This window comes from Bifidobacterium kimbladii (assembly GCF_032193675.1).
Classification (GTDB): Bacteria; Actinomycetota; Actinomycetes; order Actinomycetales; family Bifidobacteriaceae; genus Bombiscardovia; species Bombiscardovia kimbladii.
In genome coordinates this window covers 776,875-793,536 of sequence record NZ_JASTZZ010000001.1, presented here as the reverse complement: position 1 = coordinate 793,536, position 16,662 = coordinate 776,875, and the positions used below count along the sequence as shown (strand labels likewise).

The following is a 16,662-nucleotide window of genomic DNA, read 5'->3' as shown; positions in this document are numbered from 1 at the left end:
GCACGCATCTCACAAATCGGCGGCGCGCGAGGTCGGTATCGGCCTCGCGGGCTGCCGATGCCCTCCCGGCTCGTGGCAGGAGTCTGAGCTCCACCCTGGCAGGTTGGTTGTTTCTGCTTCCCGGGCTGGCCTTCTACCTGGTCTTTGTGTTCTGGCCGATTATCCAGACTGCCTGGTATTCTTTCTATGACTGGAACGGAATTGATGCCAGCACTTGGGTGGGCGTGAAGAATTTCGTCAAGGTCTTCACTGATCCTGTGTTGCTGGGAAGTATAGGGCACTCGTTCTACCTGGTTATCTTCTTCTCGTTGATACCCATTGTTTTGGGAATGATCATCGCATCCTTGATCCGTGATATTCGTGCCAAAGCTGTCAGCACTTTTGCTCAGGTCTGTCTGTTTTTGCCTCGTGTCATCCCTGGAGCGGCGGCGGCCGTGGCTTGGACCTGGATGTTGGCACAGGACGGCATCGTCAATCAGATGCTCAGTGCAATGGGGCTGGGGGAGCACGCCACCTCATGGTTGGGCAACCAGCACACCGCGCTGACGTCAGTCGGCGTTATTGGTTTCTGGTTGCAGCTGGGCTTCTGCATCGTGCTGCTATCGGCCGGCATCGGAGGCATCGATAAATCCTTATATGAAGCGGCCAGTATTGATGGAGCAGGTTGGTGGAGCCAGCTCTGGCATATAACGCTGCCTGGGTTGCGCGGACAGATCGCTGTCTGCCTGACTATGACGGTTGTGGCAGCTCTGGCCAGCTTTGACGTGGTCTTCATGGCCACTCAAGGAGGTCCTGGCTACAGCACGATGGTACCTGGCGTCATGGTATATCGCCTGGCCTTTACGCAGAACCGGGTCGGTCTGGCTTCTGCGCTCGCCCTGGTGCTTATGGTGCTCGTGCTGCTTGTGGTGGGCCCGCTCCAGCGACTGGTGCAGGGAAAGGAGGAAGCGTGAAACAGTCACTCTCTGTGCGTGTGCTCGGGAACCTCACCCTGGCCGTGACTATCATCTTCTCAATACTGCCCTTTGTCAGCATGTTCTCGGCAGCCGTACAACCGCAGGGTTCCATGCCGCACGGGATCCAATTCACGGCACACCCTCATTGGGAGAACTTTGCAGCTGCCTGGAAGGTAGCGAATATCACCCCCTTGCTGATATCTAGTGCAATCCTTGTCCTCGTTGTAGTGCCGGTTGTGCTCATTTGCTCGGCAATGGGCGGTTACGCCATGGGTTCTCTCCATGTGAAGGGTGGATGGATCGCCTATGGCCTGCTCTTTGTCGGTCTGACTCTGCCCTTCGAAGTGCTCGTTACTCCTCTTTACTATGAAATCCAATCCATGGGGCTGCTCAATACCAGATGGGCGCTCATCTTGCCGATGATCGGGCTCAATATGCCATTTGGCATGGTCTGGATGCAAGCCTATTTCTCGCAGATGCCCAAGGATCTGATTGAGGCGGCAAGCATCGACGGTGCTAACCATTTCAGAATCTTCCGCAGTATTCAATTACCCTTGGTCGTTCCTGCCCTGTCTTCATTGGGCATACTGACCTTCTTGGCTACATGGAACCAATTCCTTCTTGCCGTCGTCCTCATTGACGACCCAACCAAGCGGACTATGGCCGGTGCGTTGCAGTCTTTCGTTGGTCAGTATTCCACTGATGTGGTCCTTTTGAATGCGGGCTCTCTGTTGATCATGGCGCCGACAATGATACTGTTCATTTTCCTGCAAAGATACTTCATCAAGGCCATGCTGGATGGATCGGTAAAGGGCTGAGAGTCGTGACAATAGATAACATGCATGATCCGGACTGGTGGAGGTCTGCCGTCGTCTACCAGATTTATCCTAGGTCCTTCCGAGATTCCGACAATGACGGCATAGGGGACCTGCAAGGCATTGAGAGTGGGCTGGAGTATCTGGCTGATCTTGGTGTGGATGCAATCTGGCTGAGTCCCTTCTATCCCTCTCCTATGGTCGACGGTGGTTATGATGTAGCCGACTATAGGGATGTGGATCCCCAACTGGGCACGCTGGCGGATTTTGATTCGATGATGGAGCATGCCCATTCCCTCGGCATCAAGGTCATCATCGATATCGTGCCTAATCATTGCTCGAACCAGCATCCCTGGTTCAGGCAGGCCTTGGAAGAAGGACCTGAATCTTCCATGAGATCCAGGTTCGTCTTTCGGCGAGGACGTGGGAGACATGCCGAGTTGCCGCCGACCAATTGGCGTTCTGAATTCGGCGGCAGCGCCTGGGAGCCCTGCGGATCCGGTTGGTATTACCTTCATTTGTTTTCCAAGGAACAGCCTGATTTCAACTGGGACAATCCAAGCGTACGGGAGGAATTCCTTTCGGTTCTTCGATTCTGGAGCGACAGAGGGGTCGATGGTTTCCGTGTGGACGTATCGCATGGGTTGGCCAAGGACCTTCATGATCCTCTTCGTGACAGACCGGATCCGGAGGTCATGGCGCCTATGAGCGATGACGGCAGCGATCCATTGTTCGACAGAGATGAAGTCCATGAGATTTATAGATCGTGGCGGACGGTCTTGAACCAATACGATCCTCCCCGCATGGCCGTGGGGGAGTCCTGGACTCCTATCACTGACCGGGTCTTTGCATATGCACGCTCGGATGAGCTTGGATCGGTCTTCGATTTCTCATTAGCAAAGGCTTCTTGGAATTTGGATGAGTATGCGTCAGCCATAACCAGGACATGCCGCGGTTTCAAGAAAGTCGGAGCCACGCCCAGCTGGGTCCTTGGCAATCATGATGTCCCAAGGCTGGCTTCGCGGTTGGCTCTGCCCAAGGGTGCCGATGAACTCGCTTGGGTGGCTTCGAATGGAACTGATCCCGTCGTTGATCGCGAGGTCGGGTTACGGAGAGCACGGTCTGCCGCGATGATCATGCTGGCTCTGCCGGGAACCGCATACATCTATCAAGGCGATGAGTTGGGGCTGCCGGAAGTCACCGACCTTAAGTCGACAGATATCCGCGATCCTCAGTGGGAACGATCCGGGCACCGAATCAAAGGGAGGGATGGATGTCGTGTGCCGATTCCATGGACGAGCGAGCATGACAAATCCTTCGGCTTCAATAAGGGTGCTGCCCCATGGCTACCGCAGCCTGCTTGGTTTGATGACTACTCCGTAGAGTCTGAAATGCGATCGGACAAGTCGGCTCGTTCCCTGATTAAAACGGCTCTGGCTTTGCGCAGCAAGTGGGTCGAAGATGATATGAATGTGAAGGTTAACGTTGTTGATGACGGGCTGACCCACACCTTAGAACTAATCTTGGCTTCCGGCTTGAGGAGCATGACTAATTTTGGTAGGTCGTCGGTGAGGTTGCCGGTCTCGGCCAAGTGTTTGTTGAATAGCAGTGTCGTTGAATCAGTAAATGGAGCGGTTTGGCTCGCGCCTGATGCCACGGTCTGGTATACGACAAAGATATGCGAGTGACAGATACGTGATGACGGATGTCGGCATAGAAAGGATGGGTATGCGTTCGCAGCTGGCAGGAGATCCATTGGGGCTGGCGCTCGTCAAATCCAGCGTAAGCAGGTCGATTAATGCTGAAAATCCCCGTGGCGAGAAAGGTCGGGGAGCCATGTCAGCAGGAGAGCTTGGCCCAGGCAGGAAGGGCAGCCCCTGCATCAGGAATCTGGAGCCAGGTTCGTCTGTGGTATTGGCTGATATTGAAGGTACAGGGGTCATTAATCATCTGTGGTTCACAGTGGCGGATAGAACAAGTGATGCGGATCGATATGTTCTGCGTGATCTTGTGCTGAGGATTTACTGGGATGATGAGCAGACTCCCTCGGTTGAGTGCCCCCTGGGTGATTTCTTCTGCTGTGGCTTTGGCCAGGTCTGTCGAGTCAACTCCCTGCCCATACAAGTGGTGCCGACAGGAGGGATGAACGCCTACTTCCCCATGCCGTTTGGCAGACACGCCCGTCTCGTTTTGGAAAACCAGCATGTGAATGTTGTGCCTGCCTTGTTCTACCAGATCGATTACTCGTTGCAGGACGATCCGCTGCCAGCGAGTACGGGGTATTTCCATGCCCAATGGCGCAGGCAAAAAGTAACTGTTCCTGGACAGGACTACGTCGTTCTGGACGGGGTCCGGGGCAGAGGCCAGTACATTGGAACCTATCTGGCCTTGAGTGTGCTTGAACGCTACTGGTGGGGAGAAGGTGAATTTAAATTCTATATCGATGGGGACGAGGCATATCCAACGATATGCAGCACTGGTACTGAAGATTATTTTGGAGGAGCTTGGAGTTTTGCCGTTTCAAGCGCTGAAGGGACCAGTGAGCAGACATACTGTGCGCCCTTCTGCGGGTATCCCTTCTATAGCAACCATGATTACTCGATTCGCAATCCCTATCACAATGATGATTGCCCTCCAATGCGGGGGTTGTATCGGTGGCATATACCAGATCCGATCCGATTCGAACAAGATCTACGCGTCACTTGGCAACAAATTGGGTCCGGGTTCCAAGGCGCTTTTGAACGAAGCGATGATGTGTCCACAGTAGCCTATTGGTACCAGTTGGAACCTCATGGCGATTTTCCTGCTCTTCCCTTAGCACGTGATCGATGGCCGCGTTGACGCGAAGGAAGAGCGCTGGAGAATAGAATCGCTGTATGGCACATGCTTTGTCTTCTGCAGACCATGGTTCTGGTTCCTTGGGCGGTCTGGAATCTCTGCCATATGTTCTGAGCTTTCCCCAGGCCCTGGGTACAGGAATCATCATCAATACGGCAAAACTGGTGCCAGCCGAGCTTCATAAGAGAATGGCGGATCTGATAGAGGATTATGAGTCGGCGCTTTCCCGATTCCGTAGCGATTCGTTGCTCGCTTCCATGGCAAAGGCTGATAATGGCGGAGAATTTGTTTTTCCTTCGTACTGCTGTCCTCTTTTTGAATTGTATGACCGGTTTTATGCCTTGACTGAGGGGCGGCTTGACCCTGCCGTGGGTGCTGACCTGGTGGCACTTGGTTACGGTCCGGATATGAGTTTCGTTATGCAGGCAGGCGCTTTGGGAAAATTGGGGCGCATACATGGTCGTCCAACCTGGGCTCATGATGTTCGGCGAAACGGAGCGACCTTGATAACGGCAGGTCCGATCCACCTGGACTTCGGGGCGATAGGCAAGGGGTTTCTAGTTGATCTGTTGGGCGCCTTCTTGGCGGATGCTGGCGAGTATGTGATCGATGCGGGGGGCGACATGGGGGTGCAGACGTCAATTCCGATCACTGTTGCCATGGAGGATCCCGATGATCAAGCAAATGCGGTGGGTGTCGTCTCGCTGTCATCGGGTGCTTTGTGTGCTTCGGCTCCCAGTCGCAGGCATTGGACCTCTCGCTACGAAAGGGATGGTGAAGCTGGTCTTATCAGTCTCCACCATATTCTCAATGCAATTGACGGTACGCCCGTGCGGCAGGTTCTTGCTACATGGACGCTTGTTGGTTCTGGCTCTTTTCCCGTTGCAGTTGCGGATGGACTGGCGACGGCTCTATTCCTGATGGATCCGTCGGTTCTGGCGCTTCATGTGGATTATTCCTGCGCTGTGCTTCGTTCGGATCGACGGTTCATCGTCTCATCCGCATTTCCTGGTGAGGTGTTCACCAACTTAGATAGTCATCCTATAGCGTCGCGATGAATCTGCCGTTTCGCATATTGGACTATCAGGCACCAATTCAGGTAGTCGGATTTATGGTCAGAGACATTGCGGATGGTGGTTTCATCTGCTGGAAGACGATGGAAGGAGGTTCGCTGCGATGACGTGGAAGTATAGTACGGCAAGTGTTAGTGCCCTGTCAGTTCGAATTATTAGCCCGTCTTCGCAGGCGGACTGATTCGTCGATCTTCGGATTGCGCGACCCCGCCGGAAGGCAGGGCCGCTAAGTAGATCAACTTCATCTCACCGGATCCTGCTCATGTCGGGATCTTTTCATAAATGCCGGTTAGACAGTTAAAGAAATCGGCTGGAGAGAAAGAGATGATGGTGATGGAGAAACACACAAACGAAGTGGAGAGTCCGAGCGCGGCGAGTAGACCAGCAGTCTCTCGTAGCTCGGTCCGCACAGTCATCGGGGCCTCCATGGTCGGCACGGCCATCGAGTTCTACGATTTCTACGCTTACGGGACGGCTTCGGCCAACTATTTCCCCAAGCTTTTCTTCCCGAAGACAGATCCGACTGTGGCCCTCCTGGCCTCCCTGCTGACCTTCGCCATCGCTTTCATTGCGCGGCCACTGGGATCCTTGATCTTCGGACACTTCGGGGACCGTCAGGGACGCAAGACCACGCTCGTGGTCTCGCTGCTGACCATGGGCTGTTCCACAGTTCTGATCGGCGTCCTGCCCACCTATGCCACATGGGGACTCTGGGCTGTGGTGGTCCTCTGCCTCTGCCGGTTCGTGCAAGGTATCGGCCTGGGCGGCGAGTGGTCTGGCGCGGCCTTGGTGGCCACCGAGAACGCCCCGGAGGGCAAGAGGGCGCTCTACGGCTCCTTCCCTGAACTGGGCGCCCCCATCGGCTTCTTCCTGGCCAATGGGACCTACTTCCTGTTGGAGATGTTCTGCACCCCCGAGCAGATGCTGAGCTGGGGCTGGCGTGTGCCCTTCCTGCTCTCCGCCATCCTGGTGGTCGTAGGACTGGCCGTGCGCGTCTCCATGCAGGAGACCCCTATCTTCCAGATGGCCCTGGATCAGCAGAAGGTCGTCAAGACCCCGCTGTTGGAGGTCTTCCGCAAGAGCTGGCGCCAGGTGCTCCAGGCCACCTTCCTGGTCGCGGTCACCTACACCCTCTTCTATACCCTGGCTACTTGGTCCCTGGCCTACGGTACCAAGCCCAAATCCCAGGGCGGCGGCGGACTGGGCTTCACCAACCAGGAGTACTTGCTCATGCTCATGGTCTCCATCCTGGTCTTCGCCCTTTTCATCGTGCTGGCTTGCGTCTATGCGGACCGCATCGGCCGTCGCCGGGTGCTGATCGGCAGCTCCGTCATGCTGGTGGTCTTCAGCCTGGTCTTCCCCTACCTGCTCATGGCCCATCACAACACCTTCCAGGTCATGGTCTTCCTCTGCGTCGGGTTCGCCCTGATGGGCATTGCCTTCGGGCCCATCGGCGCTTTCCTGCCGGAGCTCTTTGACGCCAACGTGCGCTACTCGGGTTCCGGTATCGGTTATAACTTGGCGGCCATCGTGGGCGCGGCCTTCGTGCCTACCATCGCTACCTGGCTCTCCTCCCATTGGGGAGTGCGCTCGGTCGGGCTCTACCTGGCCGTTATGGCGGTCTGCTGCCTGGTGGCAGTGCTGACCTGCCACGAAACCAAGGATGTGGACTTCACCAAGTAGTTTTCGTTTTCTCCTGTAAGATTCATGGGAATCTCAACAAGATGGCGGCCTTAAGAGGCCGCCATCTTTTCTGCGATCCACCCTGGTCTTGATTGACATAGTAATGCCTAATCGTTTATACTGAACAAGCTATCTAAGCGTTTAGCTACCTGAGCAAGGAGGTTCAGATGAGATCGCGGTTGACGATGGTGGTAGCCGGAATAACGAGCATTGCTGCTATGGTTTCCTTGGCTGCATGTGGCCGTACAGCTGATTCTGGAGCAGAAAAGGACAACACGGCAGTATCTCATATCGGTGACTCCAAGGCCAGTGGTCAATTGACCATTTGGGCCATGGGCAACGAGGGTGAGAAGATGAACAGCTTCGTAAAGAAGTTCGAGCAGCAGAATCCCGATGTAAAGATATCCGTCACTTCCATTCCTTGGTCCAGTTACAAGGACAAGTTCCAAACGGCCATAGCAGCAGGTACTGGTCCGGATGTAGCCATGATGGGCAACACTGACATGGCTACCTACTCAAAAGCATTGTCCGCGGTGCCGGCTGACCTTGACATGAGCGATCTGAATGCCGGGCTTAAGGCCAGTGGCAAGGTCGGCAAGACTCAGCTTGGAGTGCCCATGTATGTTGACACCCGAGTGCTGTATTACCGTACCGACATTGCCAAACAGGCAGGCTGGGATCATGCCCCAAAGAGCTGGGATGAGCTCAAGGCTATGTCCAGCGATTTGAAGAAGGCCGATGGAGTGAAGTACGGATTCTTCATGTTCCCTACAGGGACTGACAGCTTCCAAGGCATGTCGCCTTTTGCCTTCTCGGATGGGGCCCAGTTTGTCAGCAAGGACAATAAGGCTTATACCTTCGACACTCCCGAGTTGAAAGACGCTCTGAAGTACACGACCAGCCTTTTCAAGGATGGGCTAGCGGATGTGAATGCTGATGTTACCCCAGGTTCCAACATGCAACAGTTCGTCTCAGGTGCAACACCGATGATGATCGAGGGCCCAACGGCTGCTGGTCAGATTGAGGAGCTTGGCGGGCCAGGCTTCGCAGACAAGTACGCCACTGCTGTGGTGCCTGCCAAGAAGTCGTCAACCTCTTTTGTCGGGGGTTGCAATTGGGCGGTTTTCAAAACATCGAAGAACAAGCAGTCAGCCTGGAAGTTCATCCAGTGGTTTGCACAGCCGCAGACCCAGGTTGATTGGTATAAGGCTACTGCCGATCTTCCCGCCTCAGGCAAAGCATGGAAAGACAAGGAACTTGCAGGTAATGCCAAGCTGCAGGCATTCGAAGAGCAGCTCAAGCATGTTCACTCCATGCCAGTCACCTTCACATGGGGCGAGATGGGCAAAACCGCAGATACCATCTATGAGAAAATGAACAGGGGAACCGTATCCGTCGAGGATGGTCTTAAGGAGTTGCAGCAACAGGCTGACTCCATAGGGACAGGAATGTAGCTCTGCTATGAATTCTTCGTCGCGTATCCGTGCAGAACGAAGACGATCCATGAAGGTGAGCGGGTCGTCGATGAGACTCGCTCGCCGCAGAAGGACTCTGGTCGCCTGGGGGTTCTCGCTGCCGTTCGTGATTGTCTTTGCTATATTTATGCTGATTCCTTTGGCTACTTCGCTGGTGATGTCGTTTACTGACATCACTGCCAGGGATATCCAAACACCCTTTAACGTCAACTTCATGGGGCTGAGCAATTACTTTAAGTTGTTCCGGGACCCCAGGTATTTGCATTCCCTAGGGACTACAGGCATATTCGTGGTTGTCGGGCTTCCGCTGACCATGGTTGTTGCCCTAGCCTTCGCAGTTGCGCTCAATAAGGGGCTCAAGCATGTCAACGCTTTCTTCCGTGCCTTGTTCTATGCTCCCGTGGTTGCAAGCACTGTGGCAGTCTCAGTGGTGTGGCGCTACATCCTGCAAAAAGATGGTCTGCTAAACACCCTTCTTGCAATTATCGGAGTCCAGGGCCCTGACTGGCTGCATGATACCAGGACGGCCCTGCCGGCCTTGATGGTCATGACCCTATGGCGGAACATGGGCACCCTGATGATCATCTTTTTAGCTGGTCTGCAGGCCATACCTGAAGAGGTTCTCGAAGCCGCAGAGATGGATGGCGCATCGGAATGGCGCAAGTTTCGCAGCATCACCCTTCCTCTGCTCCGGCCCACTCTTCTTCTTGGCGCCGTCCTGCAATCGGTGCTTTACCTGCAGTTCTTTGAAGAATCCTTTGTCATGACCCAGGGAGGTCCTTTGGATTCAACCCTTTCGGCTTCCTATTACATCTATGAAAAGTTTGGATTCGGGCAGTATGGTATGTCGTCGGCGGCAAGCTATGTGCTCTTCGCCATCATCGCCTTGGTGAGTCTGCTCCAGTTCAGAATTCTCAAGTCTGAGGATTAGGAGGGGAATATGTCAACCGCTGCAGTAACGATGTCGCCGGAAATATCAGAGAACAAACCGAGTCTATGGACGAGATTTCGAAAGGCCCATGGCATTACCTATGTAGTTCTTTCTCTGGTCGGCATAATCTGGGTCTTTCCCTTCTTCTGGATGGTTCTGGGGTCGCTCAAGACTCAGCGTGAAATTATGGCAGTACCGCCTACACTCTTGCCTAAAAACCCAACCCTGGGCAATTTCACGCAGTGGTTTACTCAGCTTCATTTCGGCAACTATTTTATTAACAGTCTTGTAGTGGCCGTGGTGACGATGCTGGGTAACCTGGTCTTTTGCTCCATGGTCGGGTATGCGCTGGCGAAGATCGACTTCGCAGGCAAGAACGTGCTCTTCCTGCTGGTCATGGTTACGCTGATGGTACCAAGTGTCGCTACTTTTATACCTTTGTTCGTGATCATTTCGAACCTGCATATGCTCAATAGCTATTTCGCGCTCATTCTGCCTTTCCTGACTCAACCCATTGGTGTGTTCCTGATGCGTCAGTTCATGCAGAGTATCCCTGATGCCCTCTTGGAAGCTGGTCGGATAGACGGAGCGGGTGAGTTGCGGATCTTCTTCCAGATAGTTTTGCCGCAGTGCAAGCCGCCTTTGGCCACGCTTGCCGTCTTGACTTTCCTATCTTCTTGGAACAACTTCCTATGGCCCTTGGTTGCTGCCCAGTCCAACAAAATGTACACCTTGCCCGTTGCTCTGTCTCTGTATTCCACGGGGCAAAATGCGACCAACTACAGTGTTCTGCTGGCTGGAGCCGTCCTTGTGGTCACGCCTATCCTGCTGCTGTTCGTCTTCCTTCAGAAATACTTCATACAAGGTGTGACCATGAGCGGCATCAAGTAAACATCAATTACCAGTTACAGATACAGAGAGGGAAGCAGCCTATGACAGGTGCCTTGCAATTTCCAGATGACTTTATCTGGGGGGCTTCCACGGCCGCTCATCAGGTCGAGGGAAACAATATCAACAGTAATTGGTGGGTTCGCGAGCATGCTGATGGGACTGACATCAAAGAGCCGTCAGGAGATGCCTGCGATAGCTACCATCGGTATGATGAAGATATATCACTATTGGCAAATTCGGGTTTGCAGATGTACCGATTCTCCATTGAGTGGGCTCGGATTGAGCCGGAGGAGGGTTGCTTCTCCCAAGCTGAGCTGATGCACTATGCCCGGATGATCGAATCTTGCAGGGCGCATGGCGTGGAGCCCATGGTGACCCTTCACCACTTCACCGTTCCAAGGTGGTTTGCTGCCAAGGGTGGTTGGAGCAATCCCTCCGCGCCGGACCTATTTGTTCGTTACGTTCGTTTTGTTCTTCCGATCTTGGATGGAGTCACCTGGATCTGCACTATCAATGAGCCCAACATGGTGGCCATGACTCAGGGAGGGGAGACCGGAGAGGATATGGCCGCTTCCTCCCTTCCGGAGCCGAGCGAGAAGATAGCGCGTATCATTCTGCAGGCCCATCTTCAGGCTTCTGCTCTGCTCAGACAGGACAAATCCAAACGTGTGGGCTGGTCAGTTGCTGCTCAGGCCTTTCACGCCATGCCGGGCTGTGAGCAGGAAACGAGCGATTACGCCTATTGGCGCGAGACTTTCTTCTTCGAGCATGCGGCCGGAGATGACTGGGTCGGTGTGCAGGCCTATCTGCGTACATTCATCGGCAAACATGGACCGCTGCCGGTCCCTGCAGAAGCTGAAAAGACTAAGAACGGGTGGGAATACTTTCCTCCCGCCTTAGGCATTGGCGTGCAGACTGCCTGGAATCTGACTGGCGGCGTTCCGGTCTTCGTGACTGAGAATGGTCTGGCCACTGATAGTGATGCCCGCAGGATCGACTACACTCACGATGCTCTTTTGGGTCTCAAGAAAGCCATGGACCTGGGGATTGATGTTTTGGGTTATCTTCACTGGTCATTGCTCGACAACTATGAGTGGGGTTCATACGATCCAACATTTGGTCTTATCAGCGTGGACCGCAAGACATTCAAGCGAACTCCCAAGCCTTCTTTGACTTGGCTGGGTCAGGTCGCCAGGACAGGTATGCTCAACGTCCCTCGTCCCTAGGAGCCGGACCGGTGGTGGCTCTGTCGATGATATGAGTCTTGACCTGTGTGTGCGGTTCGGTTAAGGGTGAGCCGTTGATGAGCTGCAGGGCCTTTCTGGCGGCCTCGGCTCCTATGTCTCTGGCCGGCTGGGCTACTGAAGACAAGCCGGCCAGAGCGGCCACATCCGAGGAGTCGAATCCCATGATCGAGACGACGTCGGGCACCCTGATCTCAGCCTGGCGCAGTTCAGACAGAAGAGCCAAGGCGCAATCGTCAGACCAGGCGCAGATGGCCGTGGGGGCTGGTGTCATGGAGGCGATCCGATCCGCTGCTGTCCTGGCAGGATGCTCCCTGTCCGGATCCATGGTGAGTACTCCGCAGTCTACCAAGTGGTAGCGGTCGATGGCTTTCTTGTAACCGATAATGCGCTGGTTGGCGCCCCAGGAGTACTCAGGCAAAGGGTTGAATCTGTCGAGAAAGCAGAACCTTGTATGGCCCAGTGATGCCAAGTGTTGCACTGCTTCAATTTCGGATTCGCAATCGTCTATACGGATGGATCCCTGACTGAACGATGTGGCACCTGAGTGGATCGCGACGATGGGCATGTCCAATTCTTGAAGGGCCTTGGTCTCCTTTTGCGCCAGAGTGAAAGAGACCACGATAATGGCATCGGCGTTGCGCTTGGCGGGAAGATTCCTGAAGAAAGCGGCGCGCTCCTCACTTGTTCCGGCTCGGTAGATGAGCAGATCGTAGCCATGGGTGCTCAGCACATCATAGACGCCTTCCTGAATGTTCCCATTGAACCAACCGGTTATCTGTTCTCCTATCAGCAGGGCGACTCTTTTGGTCTTTCCACTGACCAGTGCGGCAGCTGATTTCGACGCTGAGTAATTGAGCCTGGCCGCAGCCCTCAACACCCTTTTGCGGGTTTCAGGGGCGACATGAGGCTGATTACGCAGGGCTTTGGATACTGTGAAGGTCGACACGCCCGCTTCCCGAGCCACATCCTTGATTGTGGCTTGTCTGCTCATGAATCCTCCAGTAGTCCGAGCGAAAATGGCAAGCATATTATTTCCACCTTCGTCCCAGAATCAACGATCGTTTCCGGAGCAGAGATGCAAAGTACTCACTGCATACTATATTAGGCTTATCTAAACGATTAGGTAACACTGTTGGTTGCCGAGCTCAGGAGGACGGATGGACAACAAGGTTCAACTCATTACATATGCAAACAGGTTTGGAGGCGATACCCTGGCCTCCTTGACCAGAGTGTTGCGTACGTATTTTGACGGCGTGTATCAGGGAGTCCACATCCTGCCCTTTTTCACCCCCTACGATGGTACTGATGCAGGCTTCGATCCCATTGACCATCGTCAGGTGGATCCAAGGCTAGGCACTTGGGACGATATAGCGGAGCTGAGCCGATCGCACAAAATTATGGTTGACGCTATTGTCAATCACATGTCCTCGAAGTCCGAGCAGTTCCGGGAGGTCATGGCCAAGGGGAAGGCGAGCCCGTATTATTCGATGTTCTTGACCATGTCTTCAGTCTTTCCTGATGGGGCTGACGAAGAAGATCTGGCACGCATATATCGGCCGCGCCCGGGCCTGCCTTTCACCCACTATACCTGGGCAGGTGAAACCCGGCTGGTCTGGACTACTTTTACTCCACAGCAAGTTGACATCGATACCGATTCGTCCCAGGGATGGGCGTATCTGACATCTATACTTGATCGTTTGGCGGCCAGCAATGTCAGCTACATCCGTTTGGACGCCGTCGGATACGGAGCCAAGCAGGCGGGCACCAGTTGTTTTATGACGCCCAAGACTTTCAACCTCATCACTCGTATCAAGCAGGAAGCTGCCACTCGGGGTTTGGAGACTTTGATTGAGGTCCACTCCAATTATCGCAAGCAGATTGATATAGCCTCTAAAGTCGACAGGGTTTACGATTTCGCCCTGCCGCCTCTGCTGCTGCATTCGATCTTCACCGGAGATATCGCGGCACTGGTCCATTGGATCGAGGTCAGACCAATCAATGCGGTCACTGTCCTGGACACCCATGATGGGATCGGAGTGATAGATATCGGCGCTGACCAGATGGACCGTTCCCTGAAAGGGCTCGTGGATGATGCGGCCGTGGACCAACTGGTCCGGATAATTCACTGTAACACTCACGGCCAATCGGAAGCTGCTACTGGAGCTGCTGCCAGCAACCTGGACCTGTATCAAATCAATACGACCTATTACTCGGCATTGGCTTGCCATGACAGGGCCTACCTGGCTGCAAGAGCCGTTCAGCTCTTCCTTCCGGGGGTGCCTCAGGTTTATTATGTCGGGGCGCTGGCCGGCGCCAATGACATGGATCTGCTAGCGAGAACCCGCAATGGACGAGATATCAATAGGCACTATTACACCGAAGAGGAGATTAAGCGGAATCTGACTAGGCCGGTCGTTCGCTCCTTGAACGCTCTCTGTCGATTGCGCAATAAGCTGGATGCCTTCAATGGCACATTCTCTTATCAAATCGATGCGGCGCGTAGCGTGCTTCATCTTGTCTGGCAGGGGAAGACCAGTAAGGCTGAACTGATCTTCTGCCCATCCGCCGCTGTCGGCACCTTCGCGGCTCTGCGTGACCGGACGGAGACAGTAGGGAAAAACGGCAGAAGTGTCAACCCCCAATCGTCAGGCGACGATCCCTCTCTCGCCACCTTGGTCTGGTCGGATGCTCAGGGTTCGCACCTATGTCGTGATTTGTTGACAGATCTGGGCGAGTAATCCTTTTAGCCCTTTTCCTGGCATGGGGGGGGCTGAGATTGATTTTTCGTCACGTTATGTCAGAGCGGCTTCAAGGTAGGCGTATTCCCAGCTGGTCCGGAGTTGCTTGATGGTCAAAAGTAGTGCGGAAAATTGTGCGTCATTTTGTCCAATTGCTCGCAAGCGAAAGTGAATAGTCCATATTGTGAACCCGTCCGGCGCTCCGCTCTGTAATGGCGATATGGTGCCAGTACTTGGCTCCTGCGGGGAGCTGATTGATGCGAAACAAATGGAGAGGAGGCTTTCAGCGATGACTGCACAGTTCAATTGCTTCTTGGTATTGCTGCGAATTATTAGCTCGTCTTCGCTGATGAGCTGATTCGACGCAGACTCGGATCCTGTCAGCGTAGGCAGGATCCGTAATCGCGATTTTCCGACAATAAGATTCAACATCCTGCCGATGGCGAGATTCAAGTTAGCTGATGAGGCCATACCTGTTCGTGTCGTGAATGTTGACCAATTGATTGTCGGAAAGGAGATGACGCGTATCGGAGCGGCTGATAGCCGCTTTTCGTCCGAACAATGAGTCGTGGAACTTATGCCAGCCATGTCACGAGTATGGTTGAATGCACAGAAGGTGCATCAGGCAGTTCGATTTCGGCAGACGGACAAAATCCTGCGTTGGGATCGATGAATAGCATCCACTGACTGGAATCAAGTCGTAGAACAATTATGCGTGAAGCGGTTGTAACCGCACATAAAGGAGTGTAGATAATGGCAGCACAGATCTGGTATGAGAAGGATGGGGACCTTTCGGTTCTGGATGGCAAGAAGGTGGCCATCATCGGCTACGGTTCTCAGGGACATGCTCATGCGCTGAACCTGCGTGATTCCGGTGTGGACGTTGTGGTCGGCCTGCGCGCCAACTCCAAGTCGGTGCCCTTCGCCAAGGAGCAGGGTCTGGAGGTCAAGACCGTGCCCGAGGCCACTAAGGAGGCCGACATCGTTATGATCCTGGCCCCCGACCAGTACCAGCGCAACATCTGGCGGGATGACATCGAGCCCAACATCAAGGAGGGTGCGGCAGTCGCCTTCGCCCACGGGTTCAACATCCATTACGGCTACATCAAGCCCAGCGCTGACCACCCGGTCTTCATGGTGGCCCCCAAGGGCCCGGGCCATATCGTCCGTCGTGAGTATGTCGCTGGCCGTGGCGTGCCCGTGGTCGTAGCTGTGGAGCAGGATCCGCGCGGCGACGCCTGGGACATCACCCTGGCCTATGCCAAGGCTCTGGGCGCTCTGCGCGCCGGCGCCATCAAGACCACCTTCAAGGAAGAGACCGAGACCGACCTCTTCGGCGAGCAGGATGTGCTCATGGGCGGCGTCAACCACCTGGTTGAGGCTGGCTTCGAGGTGCTGACCGAGGCTGGCTACCAGCCGGAGATCGCCTACTTCGAGGTCTGCCACGAGCTCAAGATGCTGGTCGACCTGATGAACGAGGGTGGTCTGAACAAGGCCCGTTGGTCCTGCTCCGACACCGCCCAGTACGGCGATTTCACCTCCACCGTGGTGGACGAGTCCACCAAGGACAGGATGCGTCACCAGCTGCAGCGCATTCAGGACGGCTCCTTCGCCAAGGAGTTCATTGACGACCAGGATGCCGGCGCCCCCAAGTTCAAGGAGCTCCAGGAGAAGTACTCCCACGAGAAGATCGAGGAGGTCGGTCCCAAGCTGCGCGCCATGTTCTCTTGGAACAAGGACGTCAAGGATGCCGATGAGGCCCAGTCCTTCACCGGCAAGATCGCCCGTTCACAGGTGCAGTGACCTCTAGGTTCTGTCGGGAGGACCCTGTCTAGTCCAACTGACCATTCAGCAAATGGTCGTTCCCTCACCTGGATTCAATGCCGATGAGGGAACGACCATTTTGTTAGCGTAACCCGATGCTCACGTTTCAGTTGCGCGGTCATGTGGATGTGTGGAATATTCAACGCCAGAGGATATACGGCGGTGCCCCACGGATGGAACGACCATCTGCG

Annotated in this window: 13 protein-coding genes; 12 read left to right on the top strand and 1 reads right to left on the bottom strand. The window is 54.6% G+C overall.

The genetic code is table 11. The annotated features are described in order from the left end of the window. Positions 1-83: 83 nt before the first annotated feature. The 10 genes from QRX41_RS03300 (at position 84) to QRX41_RS03255 (ending at position 11,888) form a co-directional block, all read left to right on the top strand. Positions 84-953: a carbohydrate ABC transporter permease gene (locus QRX41_RS03300; RefSeq protein WP_110413698.1), complete on the top strand. Its 870-nt coding sequence runs from the start codon at positions 84-86 to the stop codon at positions 951-953. Next, on the top strand, positions 950-1,774 hold the full coding sequence (locus QRX41_RS03295) for a carbohydrate ABC transporter permease (protein ID WP_015022642.1): 825 nt from the start codon (positions 950-952) through the stop codon (positions 1,772-1,774). Before QRX41_RS03300 ends, QRX41_RS03295 begins: the two co-directional genes overlap by 4 nt. Positions 1,775-1,794: 20 nt before the next feature. Beyond that, entirely contained in the window at positions 1,795-3,459 is a 1,665-nt protein-coding gene (locus tag QRX41_RS03290; protein WP_232341854.1) for a glycoside hydrolase family 13 protein, read from the top strand. Between the two features lie 40 nt (positions 3,460-3,499). Then, the gene (locus tag QRX41_RS03285; RefSeq protein ID WP_121914888.1) at positions 3,500-4,612 is read left to right on the top strand and encodes a glycoside hydrolase family 172 protein; all 1,113 of its coding nucleotides are present in this window, start codon (positions 3,500-3,502) and stop codon (positions 4,610-4,612) included. Between the two features lie 35 nt (positions 4,613-4,647). After that, complete coding sequence (locus QRX41_RS03280) at positions 4,648-5,667, top strand: FAD:protein FMN transferase (RefSeq protein WP_121914889.1); 1,020 nt, start codon at positions 4,648-4,650, stop codon at positions 5,665-5,667. 348 nt (positions 5,668-6,015) lie between these two features. Beyond that, entirely contained in the window at positions 6,016-7,365 is a 1,350-nt protein-coding gene (locus QRX41_RS03275; protein WP_181414968.1) for an MFS transporter, read from the top strand. 167 nt (positions 7,366-7,532) lie between these two features. Continuing rightward, positions 7,533-8,819 (top strand): extracellular solute-binding protein, encoded by a 1,287-nt coding sequence (locus QRX41_RS03270; RefSeq protein WP_121914890.1) that lies wholly within the window; start codon positions 7,533-7,535, stop codon positions 8,817-8,819. Between the two features lie 70 nt (positions 8,820-8,889). Next, on the top strand, positions 8,890-9,771 hold the full coding sequence (locus QRX41_RS03265; protein ID WP_232341853.1) for a carbohydrate ABC transporter permease: 882 nt from the start codon (positions 8,890-8,892) through the stop codon (positions 9,769-9,771). 9 nt (positions 9,772-9,780) lie between these two features. Then, positions 9,781-10,662, top strand: coding sequence for a carbohydrate ABC transporter permease (locus QRX41_RS03260; protein WP_181414967.1), 882 nt, complete (start codon positions 9,781-9,783; stop codon positions 10,660-10,662). A 41-nt stretch (positions 10,663-10,703) separates the two neighbouring features. After that, a complete protein-coding gene (locus tag QRX41_RS03255) occupies positions 10,704-11,888 on the top strand; it encodes a glycoside hydrolase family 1 protein (RefSeq protein WP_121914892.1) in 1,185 nt (394 codons plus the stop codon). Here the strand turns inward: QRX41_RS03255 and QRX41_RS03250 are convergent. After that, positions 11,869-12,900 carry a LacI family DNA-binding transcriptional regulator gene (locus tag QRX41_RS03250; RefSeq protein WP_183129802.1) on the bottom strand — a complete coding sequence of 344 codons (1,032 nt, stop codon included), beginning with the start codon at positions 12,898-12,900 and terminating at the stop codon, positions 11,869-11,871. The genes QRX41_RS03255 and QRX41_RS03250 overlap by 20 nt on opposite strands. Before the next feature lie 166 nt (positions 12,901-13,066). Between QRX41_RS03250 and gtfA the strand changes: the two genes are divergently transcribed. Further along, positions 13,067-14,647 carry a sucrose phosphorylase gene (gene gtfA / locus QRX41_RS03245; protein ID WP_313838633.1) on the top strand — a complete coding sequence of 527 codons (1,581 nt, stop codon included), beginning with the start codon at positions 13,067-13,069 and terminating at the stop codon, positions 14,645-14,647. Positions 14,648-15,400: 753 nt separating this feature from the next. Then, the gene (gene ilvC, locus QRX41_RS03240) at positions 15,401-16,450 is read left to right on the top strand and encodes a ketol-acid reductoisomerase (RefSeq protein ID WP_015022635.1); all 1,050 of its coding nucleotides are present in this window, start codon (positions 15,401-15,403) and stop codon (positions 16,448-16,450) included. Positions 16,451-16,662 lie beyond the last annotated feature (212 nt).

Coding starts and splice junctions, on each gene's coding strand:
- QRX41_RS03290 (WP_232341854.1), top strand. CDS start 1,795: ATGCATGATCCGGACTGGTGGAGGTCTGCCGTCGTCTACCAGATTTAT.
- QRX41_RS03285 (WP_121914888.1), top strand. CDS start 3,500: ATGCGTTCGCAGCTGGCAGGAGATCCATTGGGGCTGGCGCTCGTCAAA.
- QRX41_RS03280 (WP_121914889.1), top strand. CDS start 4,648: ATGGCACATGCTTTGTCTTCTGCAGACCATGGTTCTGGTTCCTTGGGC.
- QRX41_RS03275 (WP_181414968.1), top strand. CDS start 6,016: ATGGAGAAACACACAAACGAAGTGGAGAGTCCGAGCGCGGCGAGTAGA.
- QRX41_RS03270 (WP_121914890.1), top strand. CDS start 7,533: ATGAGATCGCGGTTGACGATGGTGGTAGCCGGAATAACGAGCATTGCT.
- QRX41_RS03265 (WP_232341853.1), top strand. CDS start 8,890: ATGAGACTCGCTCGCCGCAGAAGGACTCTGGTCGCCTGGGGGTTCTCG.
- QRX41_RS03260 (WP_181414967.1), top strand. CDS start 9,781: ATGTCAACCGCTGCAGTAACGATGTCGCCGGAAATATCAGAGAACAAA.
- QRX41_RS03255 (WP_121914892.1), top strand. CDS start 10,704: ATGACAGGTGCCTTGCAATTTCCAGATGACTTTATCTGGGGGGCTTCC.
- QRX41_RS03250 (WP_183129802.1), bottom strand. CDS start 12,900: ATGAGCAGACAAGCCACAATCAAGGATGTGGCTCGGGAAGCGGGCGTG.
- gtfA (WP_313838633.1), top strand. CDS start 13,067: ATGGACAACAAGGTTCAACTCATTACATATGCAAACAGGTTTGGAGGC.
- ilvC (WP_015022635.1), top strand. CDS start 15,401: ATGGCAGCACAGATCTGGTATGAGAAGGATGGGGACCTTTCGGTTCTG.